Genomic DNA, 15504 nt, shown 5'->3' on the forward strand with positions numbered 1-15504 from the left:
GAACGGAAGGAAGATTGTCATGCAATCGAACGCATACTGGTTTGGCTTACCGAAAAAGATGTTCTGGGGCTTTCTGGCCATCGCCATTTTCATGGCCGGCGACGGCTTCGAAATGGCGTTTCTCTCGCGCCACATCACTGACATGGGCTTTTCGCCGGCCCAGTCGGCGGTGGTGTTTACGTTTTATGGTCTGGCCGCCGCGCTGGCGGCGTGGGCCTCCGGTGTGGTGGCGGAGCTGATTACGCCGCAGCGCGCCATGATGATTGGCTTTGTGCTGTGGATCGTCATGCATGCGCTGTTTATGTCGCTGGGGCTCGGACTGCGTAACTATCCGCTGATGGTGCTGTTCTACGGCATTCGCGGCCTGGCCTATCCGCTGTTTATCTACTCGTTCATGATGATGCTGGTGCAGGTGCTGCCGCGTGACAAGCTGGCCGCCGCCACCGGCTGGTTCTGGGCGATGTATTCCGTGGGGATTGGCGTGGTGGGCAGCTATCTGCCGAGCCTGACCATCCCGATGCTGGGCGAAACCGGCACCTTATGGCTGGCGATTGTCTGGGTGGCGTGCGGCGGCGTGCTGGCCTACTTCAGCCTGCGCAACGTGCCGGTGGACCGTTCCCGCGTTAATCTGCCGCTGCGCGATAAGATGACGGAGATGTCGCGTGCCGTAACCATTCTGTTCACCAACCAGCATGTGTTTTATGCCTGCCTGATCCGCATCATCAATACGCTGTCGCTGTTTGGTTTTGCCATCATCATGCCGCTGCTGTTTGTCGATCGGCTCGGCTTTACCATTTCCGAATGGCTGCAGATTTGGGCGGTGTTCTTCTTCGTCACCATTTTTACCAATATTTTCTGGGGCATTACCGGTGAGAAGCTGGGCTGGATCCGCCAGGTGCGCTGGTTCGGCTGCCTCGGTATGGCGATCTCCAGCCTGGCGTTTTACTACCTGCCGCTGTATGCCGGGCATAACTTCTGGGTGGCGCTGATTCCGGCGATCATGCTGGGGATCTTTGTCGCTGCCTTTGTGCCAATGACCGCGGTGTTCCCGACGCTGGAACCGCATCATAAGGGCGCAGCGGTATCGATTTACAATCTGTCGGCCGGGCTGAGTAACTTTGTGGCCCCGGCGATTGCTTCATTGCTGCTGCCGTTCTTCGATATCGTCGGGGTAGTGTGGGCCTATACCGCGCTCTACCTGTTCGCCGGCGTGCTGACCTTTATTATCCGTGTGCCGCAGCCGGGACACACGCGGGAAGCGTCAGCGGTGAAGTCGTCGGTGGTGCAGCAGCGCAGCTAAAGCTGAGCCTGTCGCACCGGCAGCCGCCGCTGCCGGTGCTGACCCGGCGCTATTCCAGCTTCTGTTTCACTTTCTTCACGTCGTCAGCGCTGACCGGTGCGGCGGCATTTCCCCAGCTGTTGCGGATGTAGCTCACCACTGCGGCGATCTCCTCATCACCCAGCGTGCCGGCAAAGGCCGGCATTGCCGGTGCCGTCGGGCGGGCATCGGTATCGACACCGCGACTACCGGCGGCGACCACCCGAATCAGCGAGGTGGCATCCTCCTGATTGAGCAACGGATTGTCCGCCAGCTGCGGAAAGATATTCTTCTCACCGCGACCGCCCGGGCTGTGGCAGGCTGAGCACTTCGCCGCATAGATTTGCGCGCCCAGCTTCATGCGATCGTCCGTCGCGGCAAGTGCGGCGGGCACTTGCTCATCACGCGATTCACCGCTTTTCAGGTACACCGCCACCGCCTGCAGATCTTCATCGCGCCAGTGCTGCGTGGAGTGACGCACCGCGTCGGCCATTGGACCGGAAGCGATATCGAAACGGTTCACGCCGGTACGCAGGTAGCTGACGATATCCTGCTGGCTCCATTTGCCCAGCCCGCTGTGCGGGTTCGCGGTGATGTCCGGCGCCATCCAGCCTTCGACCACTTCGCCACGCAAAAACGCGCCGTTTTTATCGCCGCCGAGCAGATTTTTCGGCGTGTGGCAGGTGCCGCAGTGGCCCGCGCCCTGCACCAGATACGCACCGCGATTCCACTGGGCGGATTGACGGGCGTCCGGCTGGAACGCGCCCTGGTCAAAGTTGATCCAGTTCCACACCATCAGGCTGGTGCGGATGTTGAAAGGGAAGGGCAGCTGATTGGTCTCGACCGGGTTGTGTATCGGCTGCAGCGTCTGCATCCATGCCCACAAATCCTGCAGATCCTTATCCGACATTTTGGTGTAGGCGGTGAACGGCATCGCGCCGTACAGCCGCTTGCCGCCGTGGCCGATGCCCTCGGTCATGGCGCGGCGGAAATCTTCATAGCGCCAGTTGCCGATGCCGGTTTCGCGGTCCGGCGTGATGTTAGCGCCGACCAGCGTACCAAACGGCGTCTGCAACCTGACGCCCCCGGCAAACGGCTGCTGCGGATCGGCGGTGTGGCAGGCGGTGCAGTCCGCCAGCGTGGCGATATAGCTGCCGCGCGCGTACTGATCGTATTCCGGCTGGGCGTGAGACACAAAGCTGGTGAGCAGCAGCGCGGCAGCGCACAGAGAGAGGCGTGTTTTCATGCGGTAATCATCTCCCCGGGACGTTGCAGATAGTAGTGACGAATCGCATGCGCCGCTTTGAATGCCAGCGCGCCGACGGTGCCGGTCGGGTTATAGCCCGGGTTTTGCGGAAAGGCTGACGCGCCCACCACGAACAGGTTCGGTACATCCCACACCTGCAGATGTTTATTGACCGAGCTGGTTGAGGGATCGCTGCCCATAATAAAGCCGCCAACCACGTGCGACGACTGATACGGCACGCTGCTCCAGTGGCCGGTCATCGGTTTGACAATCATCTCGCGCGGGTTCATCGATTTAGCGATTTCCGCCACTTTACCCGTGCAGTACTGCGCCATTTTCAGATCGTTCGCCGCAAAGTCGAAGGTAATGCGCAGCAGCGGTCTGCCATGCGGATCTTTGTAGTTGGGATCGAGCGACAGATAGTTGGTGCGCGTGGTGTAGCTGCTGGCCTCGCAGCCAATCGACATGGTGCTGAGATAGTTGTCTTTCAGTGCGCGCTTCCACTTCGAGCCCCATTTGGGCGTGTTGGGCGGCAGCGGCCGGTAGCCAATCGGTGCCGAGCCGATGGGCGTCACGCGGATGCTGCCGCCGCCGAAGAAGCCCAGACCGCTGTGGTCAAAATTATCGTTATTAAATTCATCAATGCCCATGCCCACCGCGCCGGCACCGATAAACGGGTTAAAGTTTTTGTTGTCGAAAAACAGCGTGACGCCGTTGGCGGTCTGATAGGCGTAATTGCGGCCGGTGGTGCCTTTGTTTGTGACCGGATCATAGGCCTGGCCAATGCCGGAGAGCAGCATCAGGCGCACGTTTTCAAAGGTAAAGGCGGCGACGATCACCAGATCAGCCGGCTGTTCCCACTTATCGCCGGAGGAGTCGATGTAGGTGACGCCGGTGGCCTGTTTGCCGCTGGCATCGGTCAGCACTTCCAGCACTTCGCAGTTGGTATACGCGGTAAAGTTCTCTTTGCGCATCAGCGCCGGCAGCACAGTGGTGATGGCGCTGGCTTTCGAGTAGTTGGCGCAGCCGTAGTTGGTGCAGAAGCCGCAGAAGGTGCAGGGGCCCATGGTGACGCCGTAGGGATTGGTGTACGCCTCGGAAACCAGCGAGGAGGGCACCGGAAACGGCTGGTAGCCGAGATTTTTTGCTGCTTCGGCAAACAGCGTCGGACCATAGGGCTGGCGCAGCGGCGGCGTCGGGTAGTCGGCCGACCGCGCGCCTTCGAACGGATTGCCGCCCGCCCGTTTCTGTCCCTGAATATTGCCGGCGTAACCCGAGGTGCCGGCCACGCGCTCAAATTGCATGTAGTGCGGCTCCATCTCCTCCCAGCTGGTGCCCCAGTCCTGCAGCACCAGCTCATCCGGAATGGCACTGGCACCGTAGCGTTCGGTCAGGTGGCTTTTCAGGCGAAACTCTTCCGGCTGAAAGCGAAAGGTAATGCCGGCCCAGTGATTGCCCGCGCCGCCGGTGCCGTTGCCCGGATGGAACGAGCCCCAGGTGCGCATCGGCAGGGCGGTTTGCGACGGATTGTTGCGCATGGTGCAGGTGTTCTGCCGCGTGCGTAGCATCAGCTCTTCGCGCATCACGTAGCGCAGCTCGTCGGTGACGGTGCCAATATTGAAGTCGCGCGCGGTATCGCGCCATGGGCCGCGCTCAATGCCGATCACTTCCAGGCCTTCGTCGGCCAGTTCATTGGCGATAATCGATCCGGCCCAGCCGAGACCAATCACCACCACATCGGTTTTTGGTAATTTCTTCATCATCTATCCCCGTGCTTTCCATTGCGCAATGCTGATCGGCTCTAAGCCCAGATTTTCGTTGTGGCGCTCAACGTATTCGCGATAGTCATAGCGCGCGCCGGGAAAGCCCAGCATCTTCCACGACACCATGTCTTTGTTGCCGCCGTAGATCGGATCGGCAAAGAAGCCTTCCATGGTGTTGTTCAGCACCTCAAGAAACAGCGACTGCGCATCAAAGCCGCTGAAATGCACCTTTCCGGCTTCCATGTCTGCCAGCAGCGCGTCCTGCTGCGCTGGCGTCAGATCGACAAAGTTCTTTTGCGAAGTTTGCTGCACGTAGCGGTTGAGCGCCGCCAGCCCCTGGCGATAGCGCTGTTGCGGCACCAGCGGCGACTGGTCGCCCTGCTCGGTGGTGCCCTGCTGAAACGGGCCCTGCATGTAGAGGCGTTCGAAGGTGCCATAAAAGCCGTGCAGCTGGCGGTCGATAAAGACAGCGCAGCCGGCTTCTTTGCCGCCCACGCTCAGCTCGTCCGCCGGAATAATGCGGTCAACCATGGCTTCCACGGTGCGCGCTTCTTCCTCGGTAAAGAACAGCCAGCCCTGAGCCTGGAACTGTTCCGGTGGGTTATCGGCGAAGGGCGTCCAGCCGGGGGCGCCCTTGAGGGAGACGGCATCGGCGGCGCGGGTGACGCCAGCGGCAACGCCCAGCGTCGACCAGGTCAGTACCTGGCGTCGTGTGACACCGGGCAGGGTTTTGGCTCGTTTTTTCATCATCGCTTCCAGACAGAGTATCAAGATAAGGCGTAACCGGCCGGCGTGCGCGGTGGCACAGCGGGCCGGAATCTTCAGTTTTTGTAAATTTTTATGGCGAATGTTAACTGTAGACGGGCTGGGGGGGGGCGACCAATAACCGTACAAAAAAGTGCACTATTTGATAATCCGCCGGTTATTTCCTGAACTAAGCGCCACGTTAAATCTGCAGGCTTCGCTTGAACTCAGCGCGCTGGCTGCCAGGCTTAACCGTTTCAACCACGAAATAACCAGGAGGAAATATGTCGCGCTTTGCAGAGAAAGTGGTGGTGATTACCGGAGCCGGATCCGGCATTGGTGCCGCCGCGGCGCAGCGTTTCGCCAGTGAAGGCGCACAGGTGGTGCTGGTGGGCAGAACCCGCGACAAGCTGGAACAGGTGCTGAACACGCTGAGCGGCGAGAATCATCTGGTGGCACCCTGCGACGTCGGCGATGCGGATCAGGTTAAACAACTGGCAGAGCAGGTGCAGCAGCAGTATGGGCGCGTGGATGTGCTGGTGAATAACGCCGGCAGCATCGTGCAGGGCAAAATTCATGAAGTGTCGATAGCGGACTGGAAGTCGCTGATGAGTACTGACCTCGACGGTGTATTTTACTGCACTCACTTCTTTATGCCCGCGCTGCTCAACAGTAAAGGCAACGTGGTGAATACCTCGTCGGTATCCGGACTGGGCGGCGACTGGGGCATGAGTGTCTACAACGCCGCAAAGGGCGCGGTGACTAATTTTACCCGCGCGCTGGCGATGGATTATGGCACGGACGGCGTGCGCGTTAACGCCGTTTGCCCGGGCTTTACCTTTACCGATCTCACCGAAGAGATGAAAAACGATGAGGCGCTGCTTGCACGCTTCTATGACCGTATTCCGCTGGGCCGCGCCGGTGAGCCGGAAGATATCGCCAGCGCGATTGCTTTCATCGCCAGCGACGACGCGCGTTATATCACCGGCGTTAACCTGCCGGTCGATGGCGGTCTGACGGCGTCGAACGGCCAGCCGAAACAGGCGTAAGTGATAACAGGCGGAGGGTCAGGTGTAATGTCACCGTCAATCCGCCTGTTAGTCGGTCATGGCTCACCCGCTTCGCCATCGTCACATGCTGACACATAGCTGGCCGTATAACCGCCGTTCGCTAACGCCACGATTCTGGCAAAGCCAGACGCGCCAAAATGCATGCCGGCAATCACCGTATTTTCCGCTGCCACCTGCTGCAAAATACGCTGGCGCGACTCTCTGGCCATGACGGGATCAATATCGAAGGCGATAGAAACCTGCGGACAGGCCAGCTGAACAGGCGGGTAATGCACAATATCACCCCAAATCAATAAACGCTCGCCGTCTGAATCAATGCGAAACCCGCAATGCCCCGGAGTATGACCGGGCAACGCCAGCGCACGGATTCCCGGGCTGATCTCCTCATCCGCCATCAGCTGCAGCCGCGGGCCATAAGCCTGCAGGGTGCGCCGCACCAGCGCCGCGTTTAACTGCGCGCGTTCACTCAGCTGGCTGATCGCCGCATCATCCTGCCAGAAGGCGGCTTCGCTGTGGCTGAGGCAGAGCCGGGCATGGCGAAAGACCGGCTGACCCGCGCTGTCCAGCAAGCCGCCAATATGATCGGGGTGCGCATGGGTTAATAACAGGGTATCGATGTCGTCCGGCGTCACCCCGGCCAGCTGCAGATGAGGCAGTAATTTGCCGCTCTGCGCATCGCGTTTTCCCATCCCGGTATCCACCAGAATCACGCGTCCCTGACCGCGAATCAGATAACAAAACACATGGATGTCGCCCGGCTGTGCTATGCCTGCCTGACGTTGCAGTTCGACCGCATCGTCGTGGTGAATGTCCGTTAATAAACTCAGACTGGCTTGCATGGTGCCGTCGCTGATGGCGCTGACCTGATATTTCCCGGTGGTGTATGAAAATATTGCCTGGCTCATAATGATCTCAGTGCGCTAATTTACTCGTTCACGTTAAACAAATAACGCGGCAATTTTCGCGGCGGATTAGCGCGATGATAATGCTGCGTCAGTGGCTGTCAGCGCGATAATGACGCTAACACCGTTAAGGTGACCAGTGTCATTTTTGACAGAGTTGAGACCCGGATTGTCATGGACATAAAAATTTTGCGCGCCTTTGCTACTGTCGCGGCGTTGGAGCATATTGGTCAGGCTGCGGAACGGTTACATATTTCGCCGTCACCGCTTAGCCGGCAAATTCAGCAGCTGGAAAGCGAACTGGGCATGGTGCTGTTTCACCGTGAAAAGAAACGCCTGCGCCTGACGGATGAGGGTAAGCGCTTTCTCACCGAGGTGACGCCCTTTTTGCAGCATCACGAACGGCTAAAAGAGTATGCGCAGCATCTGCAGCAGGGTGACGTCGGGCGGCTGGATATAGGATATGTGGAGGCGGCTATTCACTCGCGCCTGCTGCCCGCGGCACTGGCGCGGCTGGCACCGGGGGCGGGCATTGATGTCCGGCTGCATGCGTTACGTTCCGCACAGCAAATTGCCCGGTTAGAGGCGGGGGCGATCGATATTGCCATTGTGCATACGCTGCCGCACGACGACGCGGATTTTGTGCATAAGAAGATCGCGACCGAGCCGGTGCTGCTGGCGATGCCAGCATCCAGTGCGCTGACCGCACCTGTGGCGGCTGATTTGCACGGTCGGGCGTGGATTGCCGACCAGGAAAATCTCAACCCTGCCGCGCGGGCGCGATTGCTGGCAGCCTGCCAGCGCGCCGGCTTCCAGCCGGATATTCGTTTTGAAGTGAATGGTCCGCTGGCCGCGCTTGCCTGTGTCGAAGCCGGGCTGGGTTTCACCCTGATCCAGCACAGCCTGGCGCGCATCGTACCGGATAACGTTGTGCTGATGCCGCTACCCGATCTGGCGCTGGAGATCGTGCTGTATGCCGTCTGGCGCAGGCAGGATACCCGACCGTTGACGGCGCGTTTTCTGCAGCAGCTTTGCCTCACGCCCGCCGTGGCGCCGCGGTAAGCCTGAGCGGAGGTGCGTCAGCCGGCGACATCCTGCAGCGCTTCCTGCAAATCGTACCAGCGGAAACCGAAGCCGGACTCCTCCAGCCGCTTCGGCAGCACGTGCTGCCCGCCCAGCACCAGCACGGCGGATTCTCCCATCATCAGTTTGATGGCGCTCGCCGGGGTGCGCATAAAGGCCGGACGGTGCATCACCTGGCCCAGCGTGGCGGCGAACTGCTCGTTGCGCACCGCGTAAGGCGCCACCATGTTGAACGGGCCCTGCAACTGATCGTTATCTATCAACCACAGGATGGCGTTGACCAGATCGTCCACGTGGATCCACGGCAGGTACTGTTTGCCGCTGCCAATCGGTCCGCCGACGCCAAGTTTGAACGGCAGCTTCATTTTGCTCAGCGCGCCACCTTCGCGCGCCAGCACCACGCCGGTGCGCAGCAGGCACACGCGGGTGCGCTCGCTTTGCGCCTTCAGCGCCAGCTGCTCCCAGCGGGCGCACAGGGTGTGGGTAAACTCCTCGTGGCCCGGATCGTCCTCGGTCACCACCACATCGCCGGTATCACCATAAAAGCCGGTGGCCGAGCCGGAAATCAACAGGCGCGGCGGATTGCTGCTGGCGTGGATCAGCGAGACGATCTGTTCAGTGATTTGCCAGCGGCTTTCGCACAGGCGCTGCTTCTGCTGCTCGGTCCAGCGCTTGTCGGCAATCGGTTCTCCCGCCAGATTGATGACGCCGTCAATAGCATTGAGATCGGACTGCTGGTTAATGCCCGACCACAGCATCACGCGCGCATCGAGTTTTTCCCGCGCAGCCGCCACGTCACGCGTTACCACATTCACCTGATGGCCCAGCTGCAGCAGGCGCGGAATTAAATGGCGACCTATCAAGCCGGTACCACCGGTAATAAGCAGGTGCATGTTTAGTCTCCCTGTCATTAATTATCTGCTCTGAATTGAGCATAGAAGAGAAGTGCCGCTGCGGCGTGACAGCGCTTACGCTTATGATGAAAAACCGCCAGTTTGCCGTGGTCCTGCGGCAAAACATCGGACCAGCCCGCCATTGCCTTAGCCGGCAAAAATCGGTAAACATGATGCACACCTGACGCTTAGCCGAGGCAGCTGATGAACTATCCCGCCATTACGTTGTGGTCCGATTCCTGTTTTTTTAGCCCGTATGCCATGTCAGTTTATGTTGCGCTTACCGAGAAGGGCATTCCCTTTACGGTCAGGCGCGTTGACCTGTCGCGCAATGCACAGCTTGACGAGGAATACCGCGGCCTGTCGCTGACCTGCCGTGTGCCCACGCTGCAAATTGATGATGTCAGCCTGAATGAATCCTCGGCCATCGCCGAATACCTCGAAGAGCGTTTTCCGGCGCCGGAGTTTGAGCGCCTCTATCCGCGCGATCGCGAAAAACGTGCCCACGCGCGCGAAGTGCAGGCGTGGCTGCGCAGCGATTTACTGGCGCTGCGCACGGAGCGACCTACCGAAGTGCTGTTTGCTGCTGAACGCTTTGCTCCGCTCACGCCCGCTGGCGAACAGGCCGCCAGTAAATTGATTGCCGCGGTGCAGCGCCTGCTGCCGGACGGCCAACAGAACCTGTTTGGCGAGTGGTCGATTGCCGACACCGACCTGGCGGTGATGATTAACCGGCTGGCGCTGCACGGCGATCCGCTGCCGGTGAAGCTGCAGCACTATGCAGAATTCCAGTGGCAGCGCGCCTCAGTGCAGCTGTGGCTGGCCGAGTCGGGTAAAGCACGCTAAAACCTTGCGGCGACGAAAAGAACGCTTTACCTTAGCGCTCATTCTAATAAAGCATCGCAAACAGGCGCGTGCTGGGCACGCCGAAAACAGAGAAAGGGTTACCGGATGGTGGATCAAACGGCAGGTGACGGTATCGAGTGGGTGGATATCGTTAGCGAAGAAAACGAAGTGATTGCGCAGGCCAGCCGTGCGCAGATGCGTGCGCAATGTCTGCGCCATCGCGCTACCTATATTGTGGTGCACGACGGCATGGGCAAGATTCTGGTGCAACGCCGTACCGAGAGCAAAGATTTCATGCCGGGTATGCTGGATGCCACTGCGGGCGGCGTGGTGCAAAGCGGTGAAGACCTGCTGGAATCCGCCCGTCGTGAAGCGGAAGAGGAGCTCGGCATCGCTGATGTCCCGTTCGCCGAGCACGGCAAATTCTACTTCGAAGATCAGCACTGCCGCGTATGGGGTGGACTGTTCAGCTGCGTGTCGCACGGTCCGTTTGCCATGCAGGAAGAGGAAGTGGATGAAGTGTTCTGGATGACGCCGGAAGAGATCACCGCCCGCTGTGATGAATTCACCGATGATTCACTCAAAGCCCTGTCGCTGTGGCTGAGCCGCAACAGTGACGCGGTGCGCAGTAAGCAAAGCAGCGAAGCCTGATTCCTGCGCTTCCGCAGCAAGGCACCCTAAGGGTGCCTTTTGTGTTTAATGCTGGCTGAGAATATGGGTGAGAATATTCAGCGCTGTGCTGAACTGGGCGTCCGGAATGGTTAGCGGATAAAGAAAGCGGATCACGTTGCTGTGCACGCCGCAGGTCAGCAGGATCAATCCTTCGGCCAGCGCCTGCTGCTGAATCGCTTTGGCGATCTCCGCCGAGGGCCGGCCGCTGGCGTCATGGAATTCCGCCGCCATCATCGAGCCATAACCGCGTACCTCGGCCAGCGCACGGCATCCGGCGCCGTTCAACGCTTCCGCCAGCTGCGTACCGAGCCATTGCGCACGCTCGCACAAGTTTTCCTCACTGATAATATCCAGCACCGCATGCGCGGCGGCAATTGCCGGCGGATGGCCAGCATAAGTGCCGCCCAGACCGCCCGGCTCCGGTGCATCCATCACCGCGGCCCGGCCGCTTACCGCCGATAGCGGAAACCCGCCTGCCAGACTTTTCGCCAGCGTGATCAGATCCGGCTGCACCTCATAATATTCGCTGGCAAACAGCCTGCCGGTGCGCGCAAAACCGCTCTGTACTTCATCGGCGATCAGCAGGATGCCGTGGCGATCGCACAGCTGACGCAGCGCCGTCACAAACTCTGGCGGCGCGACATAAAATCCGCCTTCGCCCTGAACCGGTTCAAAGATGATGGCCGCCACCTGCTGTGGCGCGATATCGCTGCGGAAAATCGTCTCCAGACTGTCGAGCGCATCGTGCACGCTGACGTTATGCAGCGCATTGGGGTAGCGCGCGTGAAACACCGGGCTGGCAAACGGGCCGAAGCCGGTTTTGTAAGGCAGAACTTTGCCGGTCAGCGCCATGGTCATATTGGTGCGACCGTGGAACGCGCCGCTGAAGGCGATAATCCCCGGGCGGCCGGTGGCTGCGCGCGCGATTTTAACCGCGTTCTCGACCGCCTCGGCGCCGGTAGAGAAGAAGGTGGTTTTCACGGCGCCTTCAATCGGCACCAGCGCATTCAGACGCTCCGCAAGGTGAATGTAGTTCTCATACGGCACGATTTGAAACGCGGTATGGGTGAAGCACGTCAGCTGCTGCTGTACCGCCGCCAGCACTTTGGGATGCCGGTGGCCGGTATTGAGCACCGCAATGCCAGCGGCGAAATCAATATATTCGCGCCCCTGCTGGTCCCACAGCGTGGCGTTTTCGGCTTTCGCCGCAAAGAAATCACACATCACGCCCACACCACGCGGCGTGGCCTGTAACCGACGGCTGTGCACATCACTGTTGCTCATTGCTGACCTCGTAAGTCGCGGGAGAGTGTAATCAGTGTTAGCGCGCAGGCGGGATTTTGCCAGTGCGTTTATACGGGCAGGGTTGTGGCGCAGGATAAAAAAAAGCACGCCCGGGCGGGCGTGCTGATGCGGAGCGGGGAAGGGGATTAGCCTTCAGCCTGCTGCGACTGAATCGCCGTCAGCGCAATGGTGTAGACGATATCATCGACCAGCGCACCGCGTGACAGGTCGTTAACCGGTTTGCGCATGCCCTGCAGCATCGGCCCGATGGAGATCAGGTCGGCAGAGCGCTGCACCGCTTTGTAAGTGGTGTTACCGGTGTTGAGATCCGGGAAGATAAATACCGTCGCACGTCCGGCCACCGCTGAGTTCGGCGCTTTAGACTTGGCGACGTCTTCCATGATCGCGGCGTCGTACTGCAGCGGGCCATCGATCACCAGATCCGGGCGTTTTTCCTGCGCAATGCGCGTTGCTTCACGCACTTTCTCTACGTCACTACCGGCACCGGAGTTACCGGTAGAGTAGGAGATCATCGCTACGCGTGGATCGATGCCGAAGGCTTTGGCGGAGTCGGCAGACTGAATCGCGATCTCGGCCAGCTGTTCCGGATTAGGATCCGGGTTGATGGCGCAGTCACCGTACACCAGCACCTGTTCTGGCAGCAGCATGAAGAACACTGAGGAGACCAGCGAGCTGTTGGGCGCGGTTTTGATCAGCTGCAACGGCGGACGAATGGTGTTGGCGGTGGTGTGAACCGCGCCCGAGACCAGACCGTCAACTTCGCCGCTTTCCAGCATCATGGTGCCCAGCACTACGTTATCTTCCAGCTGCTCCTGCGCGACCACTTCGGTCATGCCTTTGCTCTTACGCAGCTCAACCAGGCGCGGCACGTAGTTGTCACGCACCACCTGCGGATCGACAATTTCAATGCCTTTGCCGAGCTCAACGCCCTGCGCTGCGGCCACGCGCTGAATCTCATCCGGATTGCCCAGCAGCACACAGGTGGCGATGCCGCGCTCGGCACAAATCGCCGCCGCTTTAACGGTGCGCGGTTCGTCGCCTTCCGGCAGGACGATGCGCTTGCCGGCTTTACGCGCCAGCTCGGTGAGCTGATAACGGAATGCCGGCGGTGACAGACGACGGCTGCGTTCGGATGTGGCGGTCAGTGATTCAACCCAGTCAGCATTGATAAAGCCGGCCACGTACTCCTGCACTTTTTCAATGCGCTGCGTGTCGTCAGCCGGCACTTCCAGATTGAAGCTCTGCAGGCTGAGCGAGGTTTGCCAGGTGTTGGTTTTTACCATGAACACCGGCAGGCCGGTCTGGAAGGCGCGTTCGCACAGACGGGCGATCGGCGCTTCAATCTGATAGCCGCCGGTCAGCAGCACTGCACCAATTTCGATGCCGTTCATCGCCGCCAGACAGGCCGCCACCAGCACGTCAGGACGGTCGGCTGAGGTCACCAGCAGCGAGCCTGGACGGAAGTGCTCCAGCATATGCGGGATGCTGCGCGCGCAGAAGGTGACGGATTTGACGCGACGCGTATGGATTTCACCTTCGTTGATGATCTCCGCGTTGAGATGGCGGCACATATCAATGGCGCGCGTCGCGATCAGATCAAAGCTCCACGGCACGCAGCCCAGCACCGGCAGCGGGCTGTTAGCGAACAGCTGCTTAGGATCGATGTTGGCGATGCTGGCTTTCGAGGAGTCGTCGAAAATTTCTGACAGATCCGGACGGGTACGGCCCTGCTCATCCACTGGCGCATTGAGTTTGTTGATGATGACGCCGGTGATGTTTTTGTTTTTGCTGCCGCCGAAGCTGCTCTGCGTCAGTTCGATGCGCTCTTTCAGCTGTGCCGGTGAGTCGTTACCCAGCGACATGACGAAGACGATCTCCGCGTTCAGCGTTTTGGCAATTTCATAGTTCAGCGCCGAGGCAAACTGATGTTTGCGCGTCGGAACCAGGCCTTCCACCAGCACCACTTCCGCATCTTTGGCGTTGGCGTGGTAGTTGGCGATGATCTCTTCCATCAGCACATCCTGCTGGTTAGAACCCAGCAGCGACTCAACGCGGGACATCGGCAGCGGAACCGCGGCCGGAATAGCGGAGTTTTTGCGAATGATGGTGGTGGTCTGATCTGGCGCATCGCCGCCGGCGCGCGGCTGGGCGATCGGTTTGAACACGCTCAGGCGCACGCCTTTGCGCTCCATGGCACGAATCACGCCAAGGCTGACGCTGGTCAGGCCGACGCTGGTGCCGGTAGGAATAAGCATAATTGTACGTGACACTATAGAAACCTCGCGGTGTTACAGGGTGTCAAAAACAACACCGTCAGCCGAAGCTGACGGAGAGAAACATTACGCGGTGAGGCGCGCGGCGTCCTGGGCGATGACCCACTCTTCATTGGTTGGAATCACCACCGCCGGGCGGGTCCCCTCTTTATTGATGAAGCCGGACTTGCCGAAGCGTGCAGCCAGGTTGCGCTCGTGGTCAACCTCGAAGCCAAGCAGACCCAGTTTGTCCAGCGCCAGTTCACGTACCATCGCCGCGTTTTCACCGATACCGCCAGTAAACACCACCGCATCCAGACGGCCTTCCATCAGCGCGGTGTAGCTGCCGATGTACTTCGCCAGGCGGTGACAGAACACATCCATCGCGCGTTTGGCATCGTCTTTGGTGGCGTAGTTGTCTTCTACGTAACGGCAGTCGCTGGTGACTTCGGTCAGGCCGAGCAGGCCGGACTCTTTGGTCAGCAGTTTGTTGATCGCATCCACGCTCATGCCCAGCGTATCGTGCAGGAAGAAGACGATAGCCGGATCGATGTCACCGCTGCGGGTGCCCATCACCAGACCTTCCAGCGGCGTCAGACCCATTGAGGTATCTACGCACTGGCCGTTACGGATGGCCGCCACAGAACCGCCGTTGCCGAGATGGCAGGTGATGATGTTCAGCTCGCTGACCGGCTTGTTCAGCATTTTGGCGGCTTCCTGCGTCACATAGTAGTGACTGGTGCCGTGCGCGCCGTAGCGGCGCACGCCGTGCTCTTTATACAGGTTGTACGGCAGGGCATAGAGATAGGACTCTTCCGGCATAGTCTGATGGAAGGCGGTGTCGAAAACGGCGACATTTTTATCCGACAGGTGCGGGAAGTTTTTCATGGCTTCGTCGATACCGATCAGGTGCGCCGGATTGTGCAGTGGCGCGAAGGACGACGCGTCTTTGATGCCCTGAATGACGGACTCGTCAATCACCACCGATTGCGTCAGCTGCTCGCCGCCGTGAACGATACGATGGCCGATTGCAGCGATTTGTGCCGAAAGCTCTGGTTTTTGTGCCAGAATAGTTTTAACGATGAAGTTCAGCGCTTCGCTGTGCGCTGCGCCCGCGCCGAGCGGGGCTTCCTGTTTGCTGCCGTCCAGTTTCCACTTGATGCGCGCTTCCGGCAGGTGGAAACACTCCGCCAGACCGGAAAGGTATTCGTCACCGCTGGCTGGATTGAGAATGGCAAACTTAAGAGAGGAGCTGCCGCAGTTGAGGACCAGTACTAACTTCGTCGACATGGAAGTACCTATTTTGTTAAATAGTGGCTAAAAATAACGCAATCAGACTAACAGCGTAGCCTATGAAAGCTTGTAGATTAATGATTAACATCATGCGCTAGTCAAAAAAGAAACGACACG

The 15504-nt window shown here is 59.4% G+C and carries 13 protein-coding genes; 5 read left to right on the forward strand and 8 right to left on the reverse strand.

Going from position 1 to position 15504, the window contains the following annotated elements; all coding sequences use genetic code 11:
* Positions 1–19 precede the first annotated feature (19 nt).
* On the forward strand, positions 20–1300 hold the full coding sequence (locus tag ABVR31_RS06490) for an MFS transporter (RefSeq protein ID WP_021509191.1): 1281 nt from the start codon (positions 20–22) through the stop codon (positions 1298–1300).
* 49 nt (positions 1301–1349) lie between these two features.
* Here the strand turns inward: ABVR31_RS06490 and ABVR31_RS06495 are convergent, their stop codons facing one another.
* The 3 genes from ABVR31_RS06495 to ABVR31_RS06505 are packed head-to-tail and all read right to left on the reverse strand — an operon-like array spanning position 1350 to position 5074.
* Positions 1350–2564, reverse strand: a complete 1215-nt coding sequence (locus ABVR31_RS06495) for a cytochrome c (protein WP_021509192.1) — start codon at positions 2562–2564, stop codon at positions 1350–1352.
* Complete coding sequence (locus tag ABVR31_RS06500) at positions 2561–4327, reverse strand: GMC family oxidoreductase (protein ID WP_021509193.1); 1767 nt, start codon at positions 4325–4327, stop codon at positions 2561–2563. Before ABVR31_RS06500 ends, ABVR31_RS06495 begins: the two co-directional genes overlap by 4 nt.
* Positions 4328–5074, reverse strand: coding sequence for a gluconate 2-dehydrogenase subunit 3 family protein (locus ABVR31_RS06505; protein WP_021509194.1), 747 nt, complete (start codon positions 5072–5074; stop codon positions 4328–4330).
* 281 nt (positions 5075–5355) lie between these two features.
* On the opposite strand from ABVR31_RS06505, the gene ABVR31_RS06510 reads away from it, so the two are divergent.
* Entirely contained in the window at positions 5356–6120 is a 765-nt protein-coding gene (locus ABVR31_RS06510; RefSeq protein WP_336698080.1) for an SDR family oxidoreductase, read from the forward strand.
* Between the two features lie 56 nt (positions 6121–6176).
* Here the strand turns inward: ABVR31_RS06510 and ABVR31_RS06515 are convergent, their stop codons facing one another.
* Positions 6177–7046 carry an MBL fold metallo-hydrolase gene (locus tag ABVR31_RS06515; protein WP_372772172.1) on the reverse strand — a complete coding sequence of 290 codons (870 nt, stop codon included), beginning with the start codon at positions 7044–7046 and terminating at the stop codon, positions 6177–6179.
* Positions 7047–7217: 171 nt separating this feature from the next.
* Between ABVR31_RS06515 and ABVR31_RS06520 the strand changes: the two genes are divergently transcribed.
* Complete coding sequence (locus ABVR31_RS06520) at positions 7218–8105, forward strand: LysR family transcriptional regulator (protein ID WP_222951810.1); 888 nt, start codon at positions 7218–7220, stop codon at positions 8103–8105.
* Between the two features lie 17 nt (positions 8106–8122).
* Here the strand turns inward: ABVR31_RS06520 and ABVR31_RS06525 are convergent, their stop codons facing one another.
* Positions 8123–9019, reverse strand: coding sequence for a TIGR01777 family oxidoreductase (locus ABVR31_RS06525; protein ID WP_021509198.1), 897 nt, complete (start codon positions 9017–9019; stop codon positions 8123–8125).
* Between the two features lie 204 nt (positions 9020–9223).
* Between ABVR31_RS06525 and yfcF the strand changes: the two genes are divergently transcribed.
* The gene (yfcF, locus tag ABVR31_RS06530) at positions 9224–9865 is read left to right on the forward strand and encodes a glutathione transferase (RefSeq protein ID WP_058758433.1); all 642 of its coding nucleotides are present in this window, start codon (positions 9224–9226) and stop codon (positions 9863–9865) included.
* Positions 9866–9970: 105 nt separating this feature from the next.
* Positions 9971–10516: an NUDIX hydrolase YfcD gene (gene yfcD / locus ABVR31_RS06535; protein ID WP_021509200.1), complete on the forward strand. Its 546-nt coding sequence runs from the start codon at positions 9971–9973 to the stop codon at positions 10514–10516.
* Between the two features lie 45 nt (positions 10517–10561).
* On the opposite strand, the gene ABVR31_RS06540 is transcribed toward yfcD, so the two are convergent.
* The 3 genes from ABVR31_RS06540 to ackA form a co-directional block, all read right to left on the reverse strand.
* Positions 10562–11821 carry a 4-aminobutyrate--2-oxoglutarate transaminase gene (locus ABVR31_RS06540; protein ID WP_372772175.1) on the reverse strand — a complete coding sequence of 420 codons (1260 nt, stop codon included), beginning with the start codon at positions 11819–11821 and terminating at the stop codon, positions 10562–10564.
* Positions 11822–11967: 146 nt separating this feature from the next.
* Positions 11968–14112: a phosphate acetyltransferase gene (pta, locus tag ABVR31_RS06545; protein WP_176428128.1), complete on the reverse strand. Its 2145-nt coding sequence runs from the start codon at positions 14110–14112 to the stop codon at positions 11968–11970.
* 69 nt (positions 14113–14181) lie between these two features.
* Positions 14182–15384: an acetate kinase gene (gene ackA / locus ABVR31_RS06550; protein WP_021509203.1), complete on the reverse strand. Its 1203-nt coding sequence runs from the start codon at positions 15382–15384 to the stop codon at positions 14182–14184.
* Positions 15385–15504: the final 120 nt, after the last annotated feature.

Origin of the sequence: Pantoea sp. WEP (assembly GCF_041678305.1) — a bacterium.
GTDB lineage: Bacteria > Pseudomonadota > Gammaproteobacteria > Enterobacterales > Enterobacteriaceae > Pantoea > Pantoea dispersa.